Consider the following 21,245-nt stretch of genomic DNA (forward strand, 5'->3'; position numbering starts at 1 on the left):
GCTCTTTTGAGGAGTTATGAGTTGGGAGTTGGGAGTTAGGAGTTGATAGTTAGGAGTTGATAGTTAGAAGTTGGGAGTTAGGAGTTGTAAATTCAATATTAAATTTTTAACTCCTCACTCCTAACTTTTAACTCTTAACTTTTAGACTCGCAACGCCACCATTTTTTCCACAGCTTCTACTATTTGCTCTGGTTGGATGATTGTTAGTCGTTCCAGATTGCCGTTGTAAGGTGTGGGAATATCTTGGGAAGAAAGTCGTAGTACTGGCGCATCCAATTCATCGAATAAGCGATCGTTGATTGAGGCGATGACTTCTGCTCCAATACCCGCAGTTCGCATCGATTCTTCCACAACAATGACTTTATGTGTTTTACGTATTGATGCACCAATTGTATCAAAATCTAATGGTTTAAGGGATATTAAATCGATAACTTCTGGATCGTATCCTTGTTTTTCAAGAGTTTTGACGGCTTGCACTACATGATGGCGCATCCGCGAATAAGTAATAATTGTCACATCTTTCCCTGGACGCACAATTTCTGCTTTATCTAGGGGGAGGAGGTATTCTTCTTCTGGTAAATCTTCTTTCAAGTTGTAAAGTAAAACGTGTTCAAAGAACAACACTGGATTATCATCGCGGATAGCGGATTTTAGCAGTCCTTTGGCGTTTCTTGGTGTGGAGCAGGCAACAATCTTTAATCCTGGCACAGCTTGGAAGTAGGTTTCTAGTCGTTGGGAATGTTCTGCGCCTAGCTGCCTTCCCACACCTCCAGGGCCGCGAATTACCATCGGAATTTTAAAGTTACCGCCAGAAGTATAGCGGAGCATCCCAGCGTTGTTGGATATTTGATTGAAGGCGAGCAGTAAAAAGCCCATGTTCATGCCTTCAATGATCGGACGCAACCCAGTCATTGCGGCTCCCACAGCCATCCCAGTAAAGCTATTTTCAGCGATGGGGGTATCTAGAATGCGGAGTTCGCCATATTTTTGGTACAGGTCTTTGGTAACTTTATAGGAACCGCCGTAGTGTCCAACATCTTCACCGAGAACGAATACGCTGGAGTCACGCGCCATTTCTTCATCAATGGCTTCCCGTAAGGCGTTGAAGAATAGTGTTTCTGCCATTTAGACCTTTATAGTACGATTATGGTTTTAGAATTTTATCGTGCTGCTGTCACAAATACAGTGAGCGATCGCACTAGTTAGAGTTTAGGTTTTTTAAATAAACGACCTCTAGTATAGAGCGAGTGATTGCCATAACTATATCAAAGCTATTTAACTTCGATTTTAGAGGTTTTATGAGCGATCGCCTCTCACTCTGGCAAATGCGACAGGTTTATCTATGTAATAAAACGTAGAGTTATGTTTAAAATATACTCAGATATTCACGATTGAAATATACTAACTTAAGTCCAATCACGTTAGAGTAAAAAATTTGTTGTAGCAACAATTTAAATATGCCTACTGTTACTGAAACCATTCAATCTCTACTGATTGACCCCGATGAAGAAAACAAGTAAAACCAGAAGTGAAGCAGCAATGACTCTCTACAGCGTACTCAAGCAGAAGAAGGTGGAATTCCGGCTAAGGCAATAGCAAAAAACTTGGTTTGCAGTGGGAATGAGTTACAGCGTTGAATTCACGAAAGAAGCTATTACCAATTTAGAAGTGTCTTCTGATATGTCATATAGTGATTTTACTTTAGAGACAGTCAAACAGAACTTTCAAATAAATACTATTGAAAGAACTGATATTTTTGCTAATATACCTGATATAGAATGCAGTGAATTATTAAAAGAAATTATTCAATATAATGTACCTATAGCTATTGCCAGCAATAGTGAGAAAGCTCGCTCTGAGATGATTATTTCTCCAATATTACTAGATTTGAGACGACAATTAAATGACCAGATAAATTTGTTTTCTGGTGTTGAATTCAATGTCGATCCTGCACAAGGTTTAAATGGAATCTGTGATTTTCTAATTACCCGATCTCCAGAAAGACTAATTATCACTGCACCAGTCATTATTATTGTCGAAGCTAAAAAAGAAAACATTACTGCTGGTTTAGGACAATGTGTAGCCGAAATGTTAGCAGCAAGAATATTTAACGAACGAGCAGGTAATGAAAATTTGATAATTTATGGAACTGTCACAACTGGAAGTATTTGGCAATTTTTAAAATTAGAAGGTCAATCTATCCAGATTGATTTAAGTGAATATTATCTTAAAGATGTCAATAAAATTTTAGGAATCTTAGCGAGTGGTGTCCGGTGAAAAAATTATCATTAAGTAGCGTAGGCGTAGCCCGTCGTAGACATCGCATCCCTAAAACACCCGCTCAAAAGGCTTTTTCCGATAACGCCGATAAATATCAAAATCACTGTCCAAAGTAGCGATGGCAGCAATATCTAAGCGTTCCGAAATGACTATCAAGGATAAATCTGCAAAATCCCCTGGTAAATCTCTGTACTGAGTATTCAACTCAGCAATGCGCGAAAAATCTTGTGGCAATAGTTGCTCACACTCGTAGAGTTGTTTAGCAACATCTAGAAGAAACTCGTTTTGTGTACGCCAATCAAAGTTGAGCAACCACACCACTTCTGCAATACAAATGGGCGTAGTCACCAGCCTAGAAGTACAGTTCTCAAAAAAACGACGCACCTGTTGGTGATACCGATCTCTAGCGCTGTAGTATGCAAACAAAAACCCGCTATCTGCGAGTATAAGCGGATAATAGGTCATTAATGCCGCTTGTTGAGATATTGAGCGATCGCTTTTTTACGGTTTGAGCGTTCCGATAAATCCGTTGGTGCATCTTGTAGCAAATGTTCGGGGTGTCCACCCCGCCTCTCTACCAAAGTTTTACCCGCTTGTAAGGTTAGCCAGCGTTCAGCAATCAAGCGTCGGATCAATTCACTCTTTTCCGTTTGCTCGTGAGCTAAAATATCGGCTAGCTGCCGTTCTGTTTCTTCATCCAGCCTGACACTGAGCATAACCTTTATCTTCCTTGCAATACACGTATGACAAGTATAACGTGGATTAGTTAGATTTTGTTTGAATTTCGCACCAGCTAAACCCAAAATATAAAGATAGGACTTACGCAAAATATCTCTCAAACTCTTATTTCTCCGTGTCGCGCCAGTTGCTACCCTGCGGGAACGCTAAAAGCGAACAAGTCGGGGAACCGCAAGAGCGCACTGGCTTCTCTGCGCCTCTGTGGTAGCCTGCGGCAAGCCACTTCGTGTCTACGTTATTCTCTAACTCTTACGTAAGTCCTAAAAGAATCTCACGCCCAAACACCAAAACACAACTCTGCGTCTTCGCGCCTCTGCGTGAGATTTCCCACTAAATTAGTATTCAATATGCCTAGCCTACTTTAACCATCTGGCCGCATCTTTGGCATGATAAGTCAAAATCAAGTCTGCACCAGCCCGTTTAAACCCAGTTAAAGTTTCCATAACCACTCGCTCTTCATCAATCCAACCATTGAGAGCGGCAGCTTTCACCATCGCATACTCACCAGAAACGTTGTAAGCCGCAACTGGTAAGTTACTCGCTTCCTTCACGCGCCAGATAATATCCATGTATGCCAAGGCTGGCTTAACCATGAGCATATCAGCACCTTCAGCGATATCTAATTCAATTTCTTTAATCGCTTCCCGGCCATTACCTGGGTCCATTTGATAAGTTCTTCTGTCCCCAAATTGTGGTGTCGAATCTGCTGCATCCCGAAATGGGCCATAGTAACCCGAAGCATACTTAGCAGCATAAGACAAAATCGGTGTATCTTGAAATCCTGCTTCATCCAAACCCTGACGAATTGCTTGCACAAACCCATCCATCATCCCCGAAGGCGCAATGATATCAGCACCGGCTTTTGCTTGAGAAACTGCTGTTTTCTTCAACAATTCCAGAGTTGGGTCATTTAAAACTCGCCCTGTTAAATCACCAGTTTGTAAATAACCACAATGACCGTGGCTGGTATATTCACACAAACAAGTATCAGCAATTACAATCAAATCTGGCACTGCTGCTTTTACCGCTGTTGCTGCTTTTTGGACGATACCGCAATCATGCCAAGCGCCAGTGGCATCCACATCTTTATCAGCCGGAATACCAAATAAAATAATCGAAGGAATTCCTAAGTCGTAAACTTCTTTTGCTTCTTCAAGAATTTTATCTACCGAAAGTTGGTAGACTCCGGGCATGGATTTCACTTCATTAGCGATTCCCTCACCTGGTACAGCAAATAGTGGGTAAATTAAATCGTTTGTTGTTAAAACAGTTTCACGAACCATCCGGCGCAGTTGGGGATGTGTACGCAGACGACGGGGGCGATGTGTAGGAAACATAAAATTTTATCAAGAAAAACAACGCAGATAGACACAAAACAAAGCGTCACAAAAGCAGGATAAAATTTTCCTGCCGTCAGACAGACTACAAACAGTGCTTAACTGTCCTTTGCCCTACTCTTAATCAAGTTGTAGGGCAATTTTGTATTCTACAGCTTGGTTGCACTTATCCGACGGACTGGAAAAAAAACAACATTATGAAGAAATTCAAAATTTAAAATCGTAAGACTGTCTGTTGGCAAGATTTAAACGCAAAGGGACGCGGAGGTAAACGCAGAGGCACGCAGAGAATTCGCTACGAATCAATTAAATTTTGTATTTGGTAGTAAATAACTGACAATTACCAATGCTCTATGCCTAATCCCATAAATTTCTGTTAAAAAACTCGGAAAATATAGGGATAACGGAAGGGTATATCAGGATTGCTGAAAACTCCGATGAGTGCCCAAATTGTTAATCCCCAGTGCAATAGATATCCCAGACCGGCTAGTGGCCCCAGCAATAATAGAGGTAATACTAACCAACCGAATAGAAAAAACAGCGCTCCCAGAATTGCACCATAAAACCAGACATTAAAGTGGAAATTGACCGATTCTTTGGCGTTTTCTTTAACAACAGGATCGTCAGATACGAGCAGTATGGCGATAGGTATGCCTACAGATACCAATGTTGTGCTGAAAAAAATCGCTCCATGAGACAAAGCAGATAGAAGCTTTCGCTTGTCTGTGTCGTACATTGCTTTCTCCTATTTAGTCAGATTGTTGGTTATACTACGACCCTATCATGAGCATCGTTGTCTTAAGATTAAAAGACTTACCAGAGTCAAAAAAAATTAAGCTAGCTGACAAACAAATACATTTATGTCTACTGAACTTCAGTCTGAACTTACTCAAGCAGTTGAACTTCGCCGCAACTTTGCGATTATATCTCACCCCGATGCAGGTAAAACTACACTAACTGAAAAGCTACTCCTGTACGGGGGTGCAATTCACGAAGCTGGGGCCGTTAAGGCACGACGGGCACAACGAAAGGCTACTTCTGACTGGATGGCGATGGAGCAACAACGGGGTATTTCCATTACCTCCACAGTGTTGCAATTTGAATACCAGAATTGTCAAATCAATTTATTGGACACTCCCGGACACCAAGATTTCAGTGAAGATACTTATCGCACCCTCGCTGCTGCCGATAATGCAGTAATGTTAATTGATGCGGCAAAAGGTTTGGAACCGCAAACCCGCAAATTGTTTGAAGTGTGTAAGTTGCGGGGTATCCCAATTTTTACATTTATCAACAAGCTCGATCGCCCCGGAAGGGAACCTCTGGAATTGTTGGATGAAATTGAGCAAGAATTGGGATTGCAAACCTATGCGGTAAACTGGCCGATTGGGATGGGCGATCGCTTTAAAGGTGTTTTTGACCGACACAAGCAACAAATACACCTGTTTGAACGCAGCGCCCACGGCAGCCGAGAAGCCCGCGATACAATAGTGGAGTTAGGCGATCCGAGAATAGAAGAACAGCTAGAACAAAATCTGTACTATCAACTGAAAAACGATCTAGAACTCTTAGAAGGAGTTGGCCCAGAGCTAGATTTGCAGTTGATACACGAAGGGAAAATGACGCCTGTGTTTTTTGGTAGCGCCATGACTAACTTCGGGGTAGAGTTATTCCTCAAGTATTTCCTCGACTATGCCCTCAAACCCGGTTCTCATATCAGCAGTGTTGGTGAAGTTCCCCCTACATACCCGGAATTTTCGGGGTTTGTCTTCAAACTGCAAGCGAATATGGACCCGAAACACCGCGATCGCGTTGCATTTATCCGGGTTTGCACTGGTAAGTTTGAAAAAGATATGATGGTGAATCACGCCCGCATTGGTAAACTCATCCGTCTATCTCGCCCGCAAAAACTTTTTGCTCAAGAGCGAGAATCGATTGATGTGGCTTATCCTGGCGATGTGATCGGTTTGAATAATCCTGGTGTTTTTGCGATCGGGGATACAATTTACACGGGACAAAAGCTCGAATATGAGGGGATTCCGTATTTCTCGCCGGAACTGTTTGCATCTTTGAGGAATCCCAACCCCTCGAAATCTAAACAATTCCAAAAAGGCGTTGCGGAATTGCGAGAAGAAGGTGCTGTGCAAATTATGTATTCAACTGATGAAGCCAAGCGCGATCCAATTTTGGCGGCGGTGGGTCAGTTGCAATTCGAGGTAGTACAGTTTCGTTTACAAAATGAGTATGGTGTAGAAACCATATTAGATTTATTGCCCTACAGTGTCGCCCGTTGGGTTGAGGGTGGTTGGGAAGCATTAGAAAAAGTGGGACGAATATTCAATACCACTACAGTTAAAGACAGTATGGGACGACCAGTGTTGCTATTCCGCAATGAATGGAATTGTCAACAGTTATTGGGCGACCATCCAGAGTTAAAATTAAGCGCGATCGCTCCAGTATTTTCTAGTCAACAACCAGTGGAGGAATAATTCACTACGAATTTTAGATTTTAGATTTTAAATTTTAGATTTTTTTGTTCATGCCTTGCCCCTAGTGGGTAGAACAAATCTAAAATCTTTAATTTAAAATCCTTGAGCCAAGTAACCTTGTGGTCAGGCTCAATCCAAAATCCAAAATCCAAAATCCAAAATCCAAAATTAGTTGACAAGCAAAACTTGAGCGCGGTTGATTTCCACGGCATCCGAGGTTCGCGCTTTTGCACAAACGTGGATCATTTAGAAGAGATTGGAGTGCCAGAATTTGTATGCCTTCACATGCCAAACCGTCTTTGGAGGCTGGTTTAGTTGCCCTCAAGCAGGGAAATTACCAAACAGCGATCGCTCAACTAGAACCTATTGCTAGCAGCCATAATGGGACTGCTAGCTTACAAGCTCAGGTTGGTTTAGTGATGGCTTATGCTCGCACTGGCGAAGTTTCCAAAGCGATCGCTATTTCCCAGAATCTCATTGAGAGTAACAATCCGCAAGTTCAAGAGTGGGCAACACGCGCTCTCGAACACCTGACAAAACGTAAAAAATCCGATCGAGAATCAAAAAAAGTCGAAACTGGATTTGTTCCCTTTGAGAATTCAACGCCAGCAGATTCAACCCCCATTACTCCCCCGGAAACTCCTACATCAGAGGAAAAACCGAACGATCGAGTCATAGAAACCAAAAGCGACGACATCCCGCCAATGGTGCCACTAGCTAGACTCAAAGCTACATTAGCGACACCGCCACCACCGCCGCCACCAGCTACACCCCTAAGCGGCTTCATGGGTTCTGTTACCCGCACTCAAGCCAAATTATTCGGCGTTATTTATTGGCGGCAAGCACAACGAGCCAAAGCATGGCAACCACTACGTAAACCAAAATTAATTCCCTTGCGGCTACTATCGGCAGGGACATTTATCGCCCTGTTTTGGGTAATACGAGAAATCCTCAAGTTGGCATTAGGATTAATCAACCAGGCTTTAGTCAAACTACCTTATCTGGAGCCAATACAGTTTTTATACCAAGATCCTACTCAACTGTTGCTGATCGCATTGGTGATTTTAATCGGGGTATCACCTTGGTTGCTGGATTTGCTACTGACGAACCTGTATGGCCAGCGAGAATTTCCGAAAGATGTATTGAATACTCATAGCCGCGAAGCTGTTCGGGTGCTACAACGTTGTTGCCAGCAGCGGCACTGGCCGTTACCCAAACTGCGGATTTTACCAACGGCTGCACCAATTATTCTGACTTATGGTAGTTTACCACGTAATGCCAGGATTGTTGTCAGTCAAGGGTTATTAGAGCAGTTAGCAGATGATGAAATCGCCATTATTTACGCCACGCAACTAGGGCATATAGCTCACTGGGATTTTGCTGTAATGTCTTTGTTGCTGCTGGTGACACTCCCAACTCATCAGCTATATCAGCAAGTGTCGGAGTTAGGAGACAAAATATCAGCGAAAATTTGGCGCTGGCCAGTGACAATTCTGGCGAGTCTAATTTATGGAATTTGGTGTTTGCTGACTGGAACTGCATTGTGGTTGTCGCGGTTGCGGCTTTATTATAGCGATCGCGTCGCTGCTGAAATTACTGGTAATCCCAATGCTCTGATTCGCGCTTTACTCAAAATTGCCATTGGCATCGCCGCTGATATCCAAAAACAAGAACACACCAGTTGGCAACTGGAAAGCTTAAATCTTTTAACACCAGTCAGCTACCAACAGAGTTTATCTTTGGGCACTATTGCCAGTAATCTATCTTTTGAATCCTTTTTAAAGTGGGATACGGCCAATCCCTATCGCCGATGGTTTACGATTAATAATAGCCATCCTTTAATGGGCGATCGCATCGAACGCCTTTGTCAAATAGCTCGTCACTGGCATCTAGACACCGAACTACATTTTGCTAGCGTTCCATCAAAGGTTAAGCGTCAGTCTTTTCTATTACAAGTCGCTCCCTGGTTGGGAATTCCTCTAGGGGTTCTGTTTGCAGCTTTCGTCTGGCTAACCTGGCAACTAGCATTCACACTCAAGTTTTTAAATCTAAAGTGGATATATGAAGATTGGTCTTTCATTACAGGCTGCCTTCTGATTGGCTTTAGCATCGGTACTGTGATGCGGATTAATTCTTTCTTCCCCGATATTAAACCTGCCACCGTACAAACTGACGACAGCTTACCCAACCTGTTAGCTGACCCTTCTGCCTTACCTATTGATAGCGTCAGCGTGCGTCTTGTGGGTAAATTATTAGGTCGTCAAGGCACTAGTAACACCCTAGCGCAAGATTTAATCTTGCAATCCAGCGCAGGTTTGGTGAAATTGCACCACATTTCTTGGCTAGGACAGTCAGTCAATCACCAGGATCTAATCGGGCGGCAAATTATCGTCACAGGTTGGTTCCGACGAGGAGCAACACCTTGGATCGATATCCAAACCCTAGAAACTCAAAGTGGTAAAACCATTCATAGCCCTCATCCTATTTGGTCTACTTTTTTAGCTGTTGCAGCACAGGCTTGGGGCGCATACGTCTTTTTAACTGGTTAGTCATTGGTCATTAGTCATTAGTCATTGGTTATCAACAAAGGACAAAGGACAAAGGACAAAGGACAAATTGGAATGTAAAGAAAAGTTGCAGGTTTCCTTAACAAATGTTACATTTATTTACACAAACAAGAGCAACCGACATAACTCAGCATCACCGCTTAGTTGTGGATTTAGGTGCTTTTTCCCCGCTCTATACCTTTTTATCCTCCCAACACAGCAGCAAATTAACCAGCCACTGGCTGGTTTTTGTTTCAAAATATGCTCACTTGCATAAAAAAATGTGTTTTATGTTACGATCTAGTAATAGTAATGCTGAAAATGTAGGCGCTAAACTAGCTACGTAGAAAATACCGTGGTAATGTAAGGAATGGTATTTGATTCTGCGAAAAAGGGCATAGAAGAAAGCGTGTACTTTAGCAGGCAATAGGCTATTAAATTTACAATTCTTAGAATTAAGGTGTTATTAGCTCACCATTAGTGTGAGCCTTTGGATTAAACAAGCTTGATCCCGACGAAAAACTGTATTGTTGTATAAGTTGACAGTTTCGAGCAAAAAAATTGGTTTATGGCAGTCTTGGTCAATAGCATCTATTTAAAAGCCAAAGCTAAGTGATTGTTTTCTTGCCTTGCCATGTTCATTCAACTCTGGAGGTATAGTTCATGTCCGTTCGCCTATATATAGGTAATTTGCCTAAAGATGAAATAGATCGTCAAGATCTGCAAGCCGTTTTTGCAGCAGAAGGTGATGCTGTAACTACTAAATTAATTAAAGACCGCAAAACTGGCAAATGCCGTGGTTTCGGTTTTCTTACAGTCAACAATGACGAACAAGCTGACGAAATTATTGAAAAGTATAATGGTCAGATGTTCAAAGACACTCCCATTAAGCTAGAGAAGGCATTACCTCGCACAAAGGGTGAAGAGGGCGACGAGCAAGCTCCTAAACCAGTTACTCTTGCTAATAATAGTACGCCAACTCCTGCCCCCAACAGAGAAGGTAGCCGTCGTGAGAAAAGCTCTAAGAAGCCTCGTCGTGGCGGCGGTGGCGGTGGTTCTCGCGAAACCAGCACCACAACCACCGATTCAGACGCTATTCGTCCAGATCCGCGTTGGGCTTCGGAATTAGAAAAGCTGAAGCAGATGTTAGCTGCACAAACTACGAATTAATCGTTAAGGAAGAGAAGTTAAAAATTAAAAATCAGAATTTTTTTTTGATTTTTAATTTTTAATTATTGTTGATAATTATCTAGCTGCTTGGTTAAATATACTTGCAGCTAATTTTGTAAGTGCGTAAGCATCGCATTGTCAAATCGTGGAGAATTGAGGGTTGAAATTTCAACGCAGAGGGACGCAAAGGTAAGCGCAGAGGTACGCAGAGAATATGCTACGAAGTTATATAGTTTTCTATTTAGAATAAAATTAAGTTTTTGTAATTAGAGGCATTGAAAAACTTGGACGATGGGGATGCAATGCCTAGGTTGGGCTGCGCCTACGCAGTAATTAGCTGGATTTGATAAATTAGAGTCAGTAATGGCAAGCTTGATAATGCCAAGAGAACCAGAGGCGCGATCGCTTTCAAGATAATCTACACTCAAGGTGATACCGATCGTTTGCAGCTTCTGTTATGTCCTCAATTCTAGATTCTTTGCCACCTGCGCTCGCTAAAATTGTCCAGCGCTTTCAACGCGCTTCCGAACCGAAACGACGCTACGAACAGCTAATCTGGTATGCTCAGAAGCTCAATGAGTTCCCAGAAGCTGACAAATTACCCGAAAATAAAGTTCCTGGTTGCGTGTCTCAAGTTTATATCACAGCAGCTTTGGATGACGGTAAAGTTGTGTTTCAGGGCGATTCCGACTCCCAATTAACCAAAGGATTAGTCGGGCTTCTGGTTGAAGGATTACATGGATTAACGCCAAGTGAGATTGTCCAGCTTACTCCAGATTTTATTCAAGAAACAGGTTTAAATGTTAGCCTGACACCTTCCCGTGCTAATGGATTTTACAATATTTTTAAAACCATGCAAAAAAAAGCATTGGAATGTAAGTTAGATTTGCCTAGCTAAACTTGGTTATTTTAGTCATTTGTGATTAGTCATTGGTCATTAGCAAAGGACAAATGACAAATAAGGTACAACTACCAAAATTTAGTCTTATGTCAACAAATTTATTATCTACCCCTGCTACTGGCTTTGGTGGAGTAGTTCAAGAATATCTCTGGAATTGGGAAAATCAGCAATTGCGCGTTGTTTATGAAACCCTTGGTAAAGGTTCACCGTTATTGCTACTACCATCTTTCAGCAGTGTTTCGACGCGTTTGGAAGTCGGCGAACTTGCCAAGTTACTAGCTCCCAATTTTCAAGTTGTAGCCATAGACTGGCCTGGATTTGGTGAATCTTCTCGCCCTAGTTTGAATTATCGACCGGAAATATATCAGCACTTTCTGGAAGATTTTGTCAAAGCTATTTTTAATACTCCCATTACCGTGGTGGCGGCTGGTCATGCTGCTACATACGTTTTACAATTAGCTGTCAAACAGGCTGCTTTCTCAAAAATTGTATTGTTGGCTCCTACTTGGCGTGGGCCTTTACCAACAATGGGGGCAAGTCAACAGATAGCTGGCGTTGTGAGAGAATTGGTGCGATCGCCTATACTTGGTCAAATTCTCTACAAACTCAACACTACCCCATCCTTTTTAAGTTTCATGTACCGCCGTCATGTTTTTACTGACGCGGCTAAAATTACACCCAGTTTCATTGAGCAGAAATGGGAAACAACTCAACAACCAGGAGCGCGATTTGCATCTGCTGCCTTTGTAACTGGTAATCTTGATGCTGTACGCGAACAATCTGATTTTTTGGAACTTGTAAAATCTTTAACCGTACCGCTCATGGTAGTAATTGGAGAATCCAGCCCCCCTAAATCACGAGAAGAAATGAACGCTTTGGTAGCCTTACCAGGAGTGAAAAGCGTTGTTATTCCTGGTTCTTTGGGATTGCATGAAGAATATCCAGCAGTTGTTTTAGAAGGAGTTCAAGATTTTTTGTTCTCCCGATAAAATTCAATCCTCATACCAAGACGCAAAGAATCATTTTGCGCCTTGGTGCGAGATTAAAATTAGTTCAAGCTACTGCTTCCCTACCTTGGGCGGGTTTTAGAAAACAAGCGGGAATCTTTTTCTTTTTTGAGGAAATTAAGAGAGCGACGCAAACGTTTTTTTCCTTCTGCAAACCCAAATAAATTTGCATACTCAGACTTGGGATTTTCTGCAATATTTAAAGCCGTTTCTAAGTAGGATATGGCGAGATCCACTTCTTGATTAGATAGCTTAGTTGCGTTATCTTGCCAGCTTTCAGCGATGCGTCCCAAAGCTTCTTCTGCATTATATCTAAGCTCCGGTTTCTTCAAAGCTTCAATAAGCACCGGGACGGCTGTTGTTGCTTTTTCCCCCAGGCTTTCTAAGGCAGAGGCAGCACTTGAACGAACCTGAAAGTCCAAATCATTTTTCAAAGCTTCAATAAGTGCGGAGACTACGATTGCTACTTTTTCACCGATGAATTTCAAAGCATAGGCAGCATTTGAGCGAACTTGTGTATTTTTATCCTCTTTCAAAGCTGTGATGAGTGCAGGCACGGCTTTTACTACTTCTTCACTCTTGCGTTTCCAAATACCAACACTTCCCAAGACAGAGGTAGCACCTATACGAACCAAATCATTTTTGTCTTTCAATCCTTGGATAATTACAGGAACTAGCGATGTTGTATCTTGCCCCATATTGCTCAAAGCACTAATAGCATTCGATCGCACTTGCTCGTTGTCATCTTTAAGTGTTTCCATAAGTACAGGAATTGCCGCTTTCAGTTCGTTTGTGAGTTTGACGTTAAAGTTGTCATCGCTAGAATAAGTAAAACTCATAGATTGAAAGGCCATGAGCGCAGCTAAACGTACTTCCGTATCACTGTCTTTCACTGCTGCAATCACAACGGGGATGACTGCTTTCACTTCAGGGGTAGATTTATTTAAGTCTTTGCCAGCAATGCTAATCAAAGCTGAGACAGCACAAACGCGAACTTCCGCATCTGGATCGTTTTTTGAGGTGGTAATTAAGTTTGGAATTACCTGACTAGCTACTTTTTTATCAATGCTTCCCAACAGGTGAGCAGCATCGGCACGCAGTTTTGTATCCCGGTTTCGTAACGCTTTAACTAAATCAGAAACAGCTTGTGAACCAATTCTTTGCCTAGCTCTAGCTGTTCTTTCAGAGCCACAATAATTCCTGTTTGGTTATTGGTAACTTGAAACACTCAGTGTGCGCTCCTTCTCTTGTCCCCAGGCGTTGCCCATCGGCAACATAGATAACCAAAGGCATAAAAATGAAATTTCTAATGCCACTTGAAATTTAACTAAAAAGCTAACTGGAATAGATGCAGATGCTTGACCTGTTTGAGTTACTTGCTTTTTCGAGCAGCTAGTGTTTTTTGAAACCACCACGCTTCTCCATCAAAGTATAGTTTTTTATGTGATGATTATCATAAATTTCCTATTCTTGTCAAGCTACTAACCTGCAACTTATGGCAGAGTAAACTAGCTTGGATGCAATATTCCTACCAAGCTATGCCAACTTATGAATATTTATTACTTATTACAGATGCACAAAAAGAAAGTGCTTCTTGATTAAATTATGTAATGATTTTGCTGAAACCCAAAATAACAGCAAGTTCGCACAAAAATATAAAAAGATTTATCATGGGCGATAATGATTATCCACAAGGTGAGACAAGAGGAATTTAGAGTATGGTGGCTGACGTAATCAACAATTCAGTTCCCGTTACTGTTCTTACAGGCTATTTGGGAGCAGGTAAAACGACTCTACTCAATCACATCCTCACCTACGAACACGGCAAAAAAGTTGCTGTGATTGTTAATGAATTTGGGGAAGTGGGTATTGATAATCAATTGATTATCGATGCAGATGAAGAAATATTTGAAATGAACAATGGTTGTATCTGTTGTACAGTGCGCGGCGATTTAATTCGCATCATTGGCAATTTGATGAAACGGCGCGATAAATTTGACCATTTAGTAATTGAAACAACTGGATTAGCCGATCCTGCGCCAGTGATTCAGACATTTTTTGTTGATGAAGATTTGCAAAGTCAACTGTCTCTCGATGCAGTGGTGACAGTCGTAGATGCCAAGCACATTTGGCAGCACTGGGATGCAGACGAAGCCCAAGAACAGATTGCTTTTGCCGATGTAATTTTACTTAATAAAACAGATTTAGTAGCGCCAGAAGAGTTAAATGAATTAGAAAAACGGATTCGGGCGATGAATGCGATCGCAAAAATTTACCGCACCCAAAATTCTGAACTAGGAATGGATGCTTTATTAGGTGTACAAGCCTTTGATTTGAACCGCGCATTAGAGATCGATCCAGATTTCTTAGGCGAAGATGCCCACGTACACGATGAAACTGTCTATTCTGTAGCTTTAGTAGAAGCAGGTGCAGTTGATGGAGAAAAATTAAACGCTTGGCTTTCGGAGCTACTGCGTACTCAAGGCCCCGATATTTTTCGGATGAAAGGCATTTTAAATATTGCTGGAGAAGATAATCGATTTGTATTCCAAGGAGTACACATGATATTTGATGGCAAACCCGATCGCCCCTGGAAACCCAGCGAAACCCCTAAAAATGAACTAGTCTTCATCGGTCGCAACCTTGATGCAGCCAAACTTAAGCAAGATTTTCTCGCTTGTTTAGCGTAAATAAAAAGTTAGGAGTTAGGAGTTATGAGTGATGAGTTAAAAATTCCTAACTTCTAACTCTTAACTCCTAACTCCTGCACATAACTATGAATATTACAACCAGCAAATCTAAGGAATTTGAACAACATTATTCCGGGACACTTTCAGATTATGTAACTGCGATCGCTTGGTCGCCACAAGGTCAAACTTTAGCAGCAACTTCTGCCGCCGGTGAAGTAGTTTTGTGGAATGATGGCGAACTGACAAGTTTACAAACTGGTAACGCTAAATCAGTAGATTGTCTCGCCTTTTCACCAGATGGGAAGTTTTTAGCCGTTGGTGGACAAGATGGACAGGTAAAAATTTGGCGCGACACTGAATTAATCGCCACGTTAGAAAATGCTCCCGCATGGGTTGACAAGCTAGCTTGGAATTACACCAGTAACCAACTCGCTTTTAGTTTGGGGCGTTATGTCCAAGTCTGGGACGCAGAGACTCGTGAAATTGTCGTGACGCTGAATTTCGACAACTCTTCAGTATTGGGTATAGATTGGCGCATTGATGGGCAGTATTTGGCTATTAGTGGTTACAAGGGAGTGAAAATTTGGCATAGTCAAAGCTGGGATGAAGAACCATACAGTTTAGATATGACTACTGTCAGTTTAGCGATGGCTTGGTCGCCCGATGGTAAATTCCTGGCTTCTGGCAACATGGATCGTAGTGTCACCGTTTTGGAATGGAACAACCCCGATCCTTGGGTAATGCGCGGCTTCCCTGGTAAAATTCGCCAATTGGCATGGTCAGAAGCTATGACCAAAGTAGGTGCGCCAATATTGGCATCCTCTAGCGTTGAAGGTATTGTAGTCTGGGAAAAGCTAGAGGATGATTCATTAGGTTGGGAAGCACGAGTATTAACTAATCATGTGGGTGTGATTAATGCGATCGCCTTTGCACCCAAAAGCTTCCTTCTGGCTTCTGCTGCTGCTGACGGTTGGTTGTGTTTGTGGAACCAAGCTAAGGAAGTATCCCAAATTATCACAGGTGTCTCTGGAGGATTTTCTAGCCTAGCTTGGCATCCCCAAGGTAAGTTACTAGCCGCAGGCGGTGAACAGGGCGAATTACTTGTATGGTCAAAGGTTTTGCGGGGTCAAGGATTTGGACGTAGTTAAGCAATACTTGGTAATTAAAATTGAAGCTGGGCAATTTATTAGCTATGCTGTATCAGCAAAGCTATCTTTGTGTGAATTATGAACATTGTCAAACTGATTTTACTTGCCTGTCCCGCATTTCTGGTATCTATGCTGCTGGTAATCAATCCAGCAAACGCATCCAGCCTAAAATCTGCTGATGCTACCCAATTTATGACGGTAGTATCTACACAACAAATTCCTGAGCCAACACCACATTTGATTCAAACATCTAATCCGATTATCGATCCAGTTGGTTGCAATTGTGCCAACTGTGTTCAGTCTAAATTTCAGTCGCTACAAGGCAAACTGCCATCCGCCGATTTTTAATAAATTTAGGAGTTATGAATATTGTACGGGCACAGCATTGCTGTGCCCTTATTAATTTTATGAGCTTTTTGTCGGTGGCGATCGCCTACGGCACGCTACGCGATCGCGCTGACTGCGACATAATTATTTATGTAATCAAGGTATTCACTAAAGATTAAAATAATTCGTAATTGATAATAAGTAATTCTTAATTACTATCAGTAACAACTTGTACCATTTTTCATTACAAATTACGAATTACGTAGCTTGCTTCTCCCCTTTGGCGAGTATTACGAATTATTTGGTCACGCCTGAAAAACGAAGTAGGAAAGTTGTTAAGTGAATCCCTGGATACTGAGAAAGCTGCTGGTAAGCTGGTGAAGTTGGTGCAGATAGCGATTGCACCCAAGCTGTTAAGCTCTTGTTAAAAGAGCTAGTCCGGGGATTAGAAAACTTGCTAGAGTGAACAGAGTTAGCCTTAATGTCTAATCCCCAAAACCTATACATCTCATGGATTTTGCTAATATTGCATCCCAGCTAAACGCTGGAACGATTTTGCCAGAGGGGATTGTTATTCTCACCCTCTTGGGGGTTTTGATTGTTGATTTGATTTTGGGGCGTACATCTGGACGCTGGATTGGATATCTAGCGATCGCAGGTTTATTTGCTTCGATTGTCGCCCTATATTTTCAATGGGACTCTCCCAATCCTATCGGTTTTACCGGTGGCTTTAATAGTGATGACTTGAGTATCGTCTTTCGCGGTATTATTGCCTTGTCTGCGATTGTGACTATACTGATGTCAATTCGCTACGTTGAGCAGAGTGGCACCGCAATAGCCGAATTTCTCGCTATTTTGCTGAGTGCTACTTTGGGAGGGATGTTTTTATCCGGGGCTAGTGAGTTGGTGATGATTTTCATCTCTCTAGAAACCCTGAGTATTTCCTCTTACTTGTTGACAGGTTATACCAAGCGTGACCCCCGCTCCAACGAAGCGGCGCTGAAATACTTGTTAATTGGAGCTTCCAGTACAGCAATATTTTTGTACGGTGTATCCCTGCTGTATGGACTATCTGGAGGACAAACCGAACTTAGTGCGATCGCTAATGGCATTGCTACAGCAAAAGTGGGACAATCTTTAGGTTTAGTGATTGCCCTGGTATTTGCGATCGCGGGTATTGGCTTCAAAATCTCCGCTGCACCCTTCCACCAGTGGACACCAGACGTTTACGAAGGCGCTCCCACCCCAGTCATCGCCTTTTTATCTGTCGGTTCCAAAGCAGCTGGTTTTGCCTTAGCCATCCGCTTGTTAACAACAGCCTTCCCCCTTGTTGCTGACGAGTGGAGGTTTGTCTTCACAGCTCTAGCCGTTCTCAGCATGATTTTGGGTAACGTAGTCGCCCTAGCCCAAACCAGCATGAAACGGATGCTAGCTTATTCATCGATTGCCCAAGCTGGGTTTGTGATGATTGGCTTGATTGCTGGTACTCAGGCAGGATACGCCAGTATGATATTCTACTTACTGGTTTACCTGTTCATGAACCTGTGCGGCTTTACCTGCATCATTCTGTTTTCACTGCGGACAGGAACCGACCAGATTGCCGAATACTCTGGCTTATATCAGAAAGACCCACTCCTAACACTAGCGTTGAGTATCTCCCTGCTTTCCTTGGGTGGTATTCCACCATTAGCTGGGTTTTTCGGCAAGATTTACTTATTCTGGGCTGGTTGGCAAGCAGGACTTTATTGGTTAGTTTTGCTGGGCTTAGTTACCACCGTCGTCTCCATCTACTACTACATTCGCGTAGTTAAGATGATGGTAGTAAAAGAACCCCATGAAATGTCCGACGCAGTGAAGAATTATCCCCAAGTGCGTTGGGATTTGCCTGGGTTAAGACCTTTGCAGGTTGGGTTGGTGGTAACATTTATTGCCACTTCTATAGCAGGGATTTTGTCAAATCCACTGTTTACGCTGGCTAACAACTCTATTTCCCATACCGCATTTTTGCAAGCAACAATCAACACTAATGTAAAAGCAGAAAATCCACTGCTTTTACCAAAGTTAGATTCGGTTAGTCAGTCGGAATCCTCTGTTGATTCTACTGCCAAGATATAACTGAGTCTCAACCAGATTTTGTAATCAAAAACACGCCTGTTTGCTAATTAGCATACAGGCGTTGTTATATCTTTTAACTTAAATTTTATAAAGCTGATTGAATAGGTATTTTAATTACAAATTCTGCACCTTTTTCTGGAATAGAAAAACAGTTAAGTTGCCCGTTATGTTTTTCAACTATAATTTGATAGCTTATATATAGCCCTAGTCCAGTACCTTTACCCACAGTTTTAGTGGTAAAAAACGGATCGAATAGCTTTGAGCGAACTTGTTCATTTATCCCCAAACCATTATCAGCAATACTAACTTCTATCCATTTTTCATCGATTAGCTCAGTTTTAATTTGAATTTGGGGATTATTATTTATCAGTTTTTGACTTTCAGTTTTTTGTGTATTTACTTCTGAATACTGACTGTTGAGCGCTGATGCTTCCAGTGCATCGATTGCATTAGCAAGAATATTCATAAACACTTGATTGAGTTGACCAGGATAGCAAGTTACATTTGGTAGCTGACTATATTTTTTGATGACTTTGATTTCTGGGTACTCATGCCTAGCTTGCAGGCGATGCTCCAAAATCATCAAGGTACTATCAATTCCTTCATGAATATTGACTTGCTTAAGTTCTGCTTCATCCAGCCTGGAAAAATTACGTAGTGATTTAACAATTTCCTGAATGCGTTCTGCTCCCACTTTCATGGATTGGAAGAGTTTGGTTATATCTTGAATCAAAAAATCTAAGTCTATTTCTTCTACTTGCTGTTGGATTTCTGGAAGAGTATTTGGAAAAGCTTGTTGATAAACTTCGACTAATTTCAGTAAATCCTGAGTGTATTTATGAGCGTGGTGAAGGTTCCCATAAATAAAACTCACGGGGTTATTAATTTCATGAGCAATACCAGCGACCATCTGACCTAAACTAGACATTTTCTCAGCTTGGATAAGCTGAGTTTGGGTAAGCTTTAGCTCATTTAGTGTGTCTTGTAAAGCAGTTGTACGTTCCTCGACCCGAATTTCTAGCTCTTGATTCGCTTTCTTGAGCGCTTCCTCTGCTTGTTTCCGTCTCTGAATTTCTTTGGCTAACTCATCAATTTTTTCGTTCAAGAGAACGAAATTACTGCTGGTCAGAGTTCTATTTTCCAAGCGTAAGAGAATTAAAGCTGAAGATTCAGGAGACCAAGGTTGAATAACGGCTCCTTGGCTACGACATATTAACGTTTGTCCATCATTCTTTCGTAAAGTCAAAGAGCCAATCACCATTGCCCTGCTACTTGAACAAGCTTGCAGATACTTTACAATATCGTTAGCAGGCTCAGTTACAATTTCAAAAAGTATTTTTCCCTGCAATTCTTGACGGCGTAACCCCAACATATCTGCTAATGGTTGATTGGTAGCTAACAGCTGACCCTCTCCACTTACCAGAAGTAAAGGTTCTGGTAAAACTCTGGCAAATTCAAGAAATTGTTCAGGAGTCATGGGGCTTCTACTTTCACGGTTTGACTCTACTTTACATATCTGCACTAAGCTTAATCCTGGAGTTATTTTGTTCGATAGTGAAGGATTTACACAGATTCTAGTCCCCTAAAGTATTCTCGACCTTCTGCATCTTCTGCTTCTTCTGTAAGTTTTAAGTAAACAATAACTTTACATCCAGAATTACCTTCTGCTATTGTCTCTTGCAATTCTACTTTTGCATATCCTAGATTATTAGCTGCGATCGTTCCAAAAACGTTTGAAGTCATCATGCACATGGCAGGGCGATTAATTACTTTATCGCCAAATGGGCAAACACGGTTGCCAAAGACAATTTTTTCATCATTCTGCTCAATGACATAAAAATCGCCCTGGATTCGTTTTTTTAAATCAATCAAGACATCAGCTACCTGCTTACGAGAAAGGTTAGAGATTTCCAGGGCAGATTTATAATCTTGGTTAATCTGCCTTCCCATCCTTTCACCAACAACGCTAATAAATCCCGAAGCTTCTTTTAAACCCACTACATCCTGCAAAGTACCAGATAATTCTCTGATTAGTGTACGTAAAAATATGTCGCGTTCTAAAGAAATATTAAGCGTAGCTATTGAGTCCTTGGGTACATCGATCATAAATTTTGAGAATACAATCTTGGAAGTACACTTATAGAGTTCCCCAAAATTTCTCTAAAGTAACTACTTAATCTTTTTATTTTGAGAATTTAATGTTTGCTTTTGGTTCTAATGAAAAAATGTCGATAAGAAATTATGAGCCTTATCGTTGTGACAGTTTACGGTTTTGCATAGTCTCTTCTAGGTTAAGTCCCCATTATTTTTTCTAACCCTCCTTCAAGAGTGGGGAATTAGATCGAGTCTTAAAAGGTTAGCCAGCAAAAATAATCCCAGCTTTTGGTATATCTTTTGCAAGAGAACTGGCACATTGCTGAAGAACTTCTTCAACTGCTGCAAGAGAATCTGGATCGTTACTGTGGTCTACTACTGCCTCGAACATAAATTTATTTAT

General features: G+C 41.6%; 21 protein-coding genes. 11 read left to right on the forward strand and 10 right to left on the reverse strand.

Annotated features, from left to right (window positions below; translation table 11 throughout):
- Window positions 1-141: 141 nt before the first annotated feature.
- Window positions 142-1,125, reverse strand: coding sequence for an alpha-ketoacid dehydrogenase subunit beta (locus tag RM049_RS10115; RefSeq protein ID WP_292776035.1), 984 nt, complete (start codon window positions 1,123-1,125; stop codon window positions 142-144).
- Between the two features lie 555 nt (window positions 1,126-1,680).
- Between RM049_RS10115 and RM049_RS10120 the strand changes: the two genes are divergently transcribed.
- On the forward strand, window positions 1,681-2,277 hold the full coding sequence (locus tag RM049_RS10120) for a hypothetical protein (protein WP_322704140.1): 597 nt from the start codon (window positions 1,681-1,683) through the stop codon (window positions 2,275-2,277).
- A 51-nt stretch (window positions 2,278-2,328) separates the two neighbouring features.
- On the opposite strand, the gene RM049_RS10125 is transcribed toward RM049_RS10120, so the two are convergent.
- The 4 genes from RM049_RS10125 to RM049_RS10140 all read right to left on the reverse strand — a co-directional run bounded on the left by RM049_RS10125 (window position 2,329) and on the right by RM049_RS10140 (window position 5,091).
- Entirely contained in the window at window positions 2,329-2,745 is a 417-nt protein-coding gene (locus RM049_RS10125; protein WP_322704069.1) for a type II toxin-antitoxin system VapC family toxin, read from the reverse strand.
- Window positions 2,745-2,996: a hypothetical protein gene (locus RM049_RS10130; RefSeq protein ID WP_322704070.1), complete on the reverse strand. Its 252-nt coding sequence runs from the start codon at window positions 2,994-2,996 to the stop codon at window positions 2,745-2,747. The genes RM049_RS10125 and RM049_RS10130 overlap by 1 nt, the downstream gene beginning before the upstream one ends.
- A gap of 378 nt (window positions 2,997-3,374) precedes the next feature.
- Window positions 3,375-4,355 carry a porphobilinogen synthase gene (gene hemB, locus RM049_RS10135; RefSeq protein WP_322704071.1) on the reverse strand — a complete coding sequence of 327 codons (981 nt, stop codon included), beginning with the start codon at window positions 4,353-4,355 and terminating at the stop codon, window positions 3,375-3,377.
- A gap of 376 nt (window positions 4,356-4,731) precedes the next feature.
- Complete coding sequence (locus RM049_RS10140; RefSeq protein ID WP_289795354.1) at window positions 4,732-5,091, reverse strand: DUF4870 domain-containing protein; 360 nt, start codon at window positions 5,089-5,091, stop codon at window positions 4,732-4,734.
- Between the two features lie 124 nt (window positions 5,092-5,215).
- On the opposite strand from RM049_RS10140, the gene RM049_RS10145 reads away from it, so the two are divergent.
- The 5 genes from RM049_RS10145 (at window position 5,216) to RM049_RS10165 (ending at window position 12,450) form a co-directional block, all read left to right on the forward strand.
- The gene (locus tag RM049_RS10145; RefSeq protein WP_322704072.1) at window positions 5,216-6,844 is read left to right on the forward strand and encodes a peptide chain release factor 3; all 1,629 of its coding nucleotides are present in this window, start codon (window positions 5,216-5,218) and stop codon (window positions 6,842-6,844) included.
- Window positions 6,845-7,119: 275 nt separating this feature from the next.
- Entirely contained in the window at window positions 7,120-9,393 is a 2,274-nt protein-coding gene (locus tag RM049_RS10150) for a M48 family metalloprotease (protein WP_322704073.1), read from the forward strand.
- A 660-nt stretch (window positions 9,394-10,053) separates the two neighbouring features.
- Window positions 10,054-10,560 (forward strand): RNA-binding protein, encoded by a 507-nt coding sequence (locus RM049_RS10155; protein ID WP_322671990.1) that lies wholly within the window; start codon window positions 10,054-10,056, stop codon window positions 10,558-10,560.
- Window positions 10,561-11,017: 457 nt separating this feature from the next.
- Window positions 11,018-11,458, forward strand: a complete 441-nt coding sequence (locus tag RM049_RS10160) for a SufE family protein (protein ID WP_322671991.1) — start codon at window positions 11,018-11,020, stop codon at window positions 11,456-11,458.
- An 89-nt stretch (window positions 11,459-11,547) separates the two neighbouring features.
- On the forward strand, window positions 11,548-12,450 hold the full coding sequence (locus RM049_RS10165; RefSeq protein ID WP_322704074.1) for an alpha/beta hydrolase: 903 nt from the start codon (window positions 11,548-11,550) through the stop codon (window positions 12,448-12,450).
- A gap of 80 nt (window positions 12,451-12,530) precedes the next feature.
- On the opposite strand, the gene RM049_RS10170 is transcribed toward RM049_RS10165, so the two are convergent.
- Complete coding sequence (locus RM049_RS10170) at window positions 12,531-13,544, reverse strand: HEAT repeat domain-containing protein (protein ID WP_416212629.1); 1,014 nt, start codon at window positions 13,542-13,544, stop codon at window positions 12,531-12,533.
- 132 nt (window positions 13,545-13,676) lie between these two features.
- Window positions 13,677-13,880, reverse strand: coding sequence for a hypothetical protein (locus RM049_RS10175; RefSeq protein ID WP_322704075.1), 204 nt, complete (start codon window positions 13,878-13,880; stop codon window positions 13,677-13,679).
- Window positions 13,881-14,186: 306 nt separating this feature from the next.
- Here RM049_RS10175 and RM049_RS10180 point away from each other — a divergent pair, with 306 nt between their 5' ends.
- The 5 genes from RM049_RS10180 (at window position 14,187) to RM049_RS10200 (ending at window position 18,748) form a co-directional block, all read left to right on the forward strand.
- A complete protein-coding gene (locus tag RM049_RS10180) occupies window positions 14,187-15,158 on the forward strand; it encodes a GTP-binding protein (RefSeq protein ID WP_322704076.1) in 972 nt (323 codons plus the stop codon).
- Between the two features lie 86 nt (window positions 15,159-15,244).
- Window positions 15,245-16,306: a WD40 repeat domain-containing protein gene (locus tag RM049_RS10185; protein WP_322704077.1), complete on the forward strand. Its 1,062-nt coding sequence runs from the start codon at window positions 15,245-15,247 to the stop codon at window positions 16,304-16,306.
- Window positions 16,307-16,384: 78 nt separating this feature from the next.
- Window positions 16,385-16,654 carry a hypothetical protein gene (locus RM049_RS10190; RefSeq protein ID WP_322704078.1) on the forward strand — a complete coding sequence of 90 codons (270 nt, stop codon included), beginning with the start codon at window positions 16,385-16,387 and terminating at the stop codon, window positions 16,652-16,654.
- A 14-nt stretch (window positions 16,655-16,668) separates the two neighbouring features.
- The gene (locus RM049_RS10195; protein WP_322704079.1) at window positions 16,669-16,812 is read left to right on the forward strand and encodes a hypothetical protein; all 144 of its coding nucleotides are present in this window, start codon (window positions 16,669-16,671) and stop codon (window positions 16,810-16,812) included.
- Between the two features lie 331 nt (window positions 16,813-17,143).
- A complete protein-coding gene (locus RM049_RS10200) occupies window positions 17,144-18,748 on the forward strand; it encodes an NAD(P)H-quinone oxidoreductase subunit N (RefSeq protein WP_322690090.1) in 1,605 nt (534 codons plus the stop codon).
- An 85-nt stretch (window positions 18,749-18,833) separates the two neighbouring features.
- Here RM049_RS10200 and RM049_RS10205 read toward each other — a convergent pair whose 3' ends face one another.
- From RM049_RS10205 to RM049_RS10215, 3 genes are all read right to left on the reverse strand, one after another.
- Complete coding sequence (locus RM049_RS10205) at window positions 18,834-20,225, reverse strand: ATP-binding protein (RefSeq protein WP_322704080.1); 1,392 nt, start codon at window positions 20,223-20,225, stop codon at window positions 18,834-18,836.
- A gap of 86 nt (window positions 20,226-20,311) precedes the next feature.
- The gene (locus RM049_RS10210) at window positions 20,312-20,854 is read right to left on the reverse strand and encodes a methanogen output domain 1-containing protein (RefSeq protein WP_322672000.1); all 543 of its coding nucleotides are present in this window, start codon (window positions 20,852-20,854) and stop codon (window positions 20,312-20,314) included.
- A 250-nt stretch (window positions 20,855-21,104) separates the two neighbouring features.
- Window positions 21,105-21,233 carry a hypothetical protein gene (locus RM049_RS10215; RefSeq protein ID WP_322672001.1) on the reverse strand — a complete coding sequence of 43 codons (129 nt, stop codon included), beginning with the start codon at window positions 21,231-21,233 and terminating at the stop codon, window positions 21,105-21,107.
- Window positions 21,234-21,245 lie beyond the last annotated feature (12 nt).

The sequence above is a fragment of the Nostoc sp. DedQUE04 genome (assembly GCF_034530995.1).
Classification (GTDB): domain Bacteria; phylum Cyanobacteriota; class Cyanobacteriia; order Cyanobacteriales; family Nostocaceae; genus Nostoc.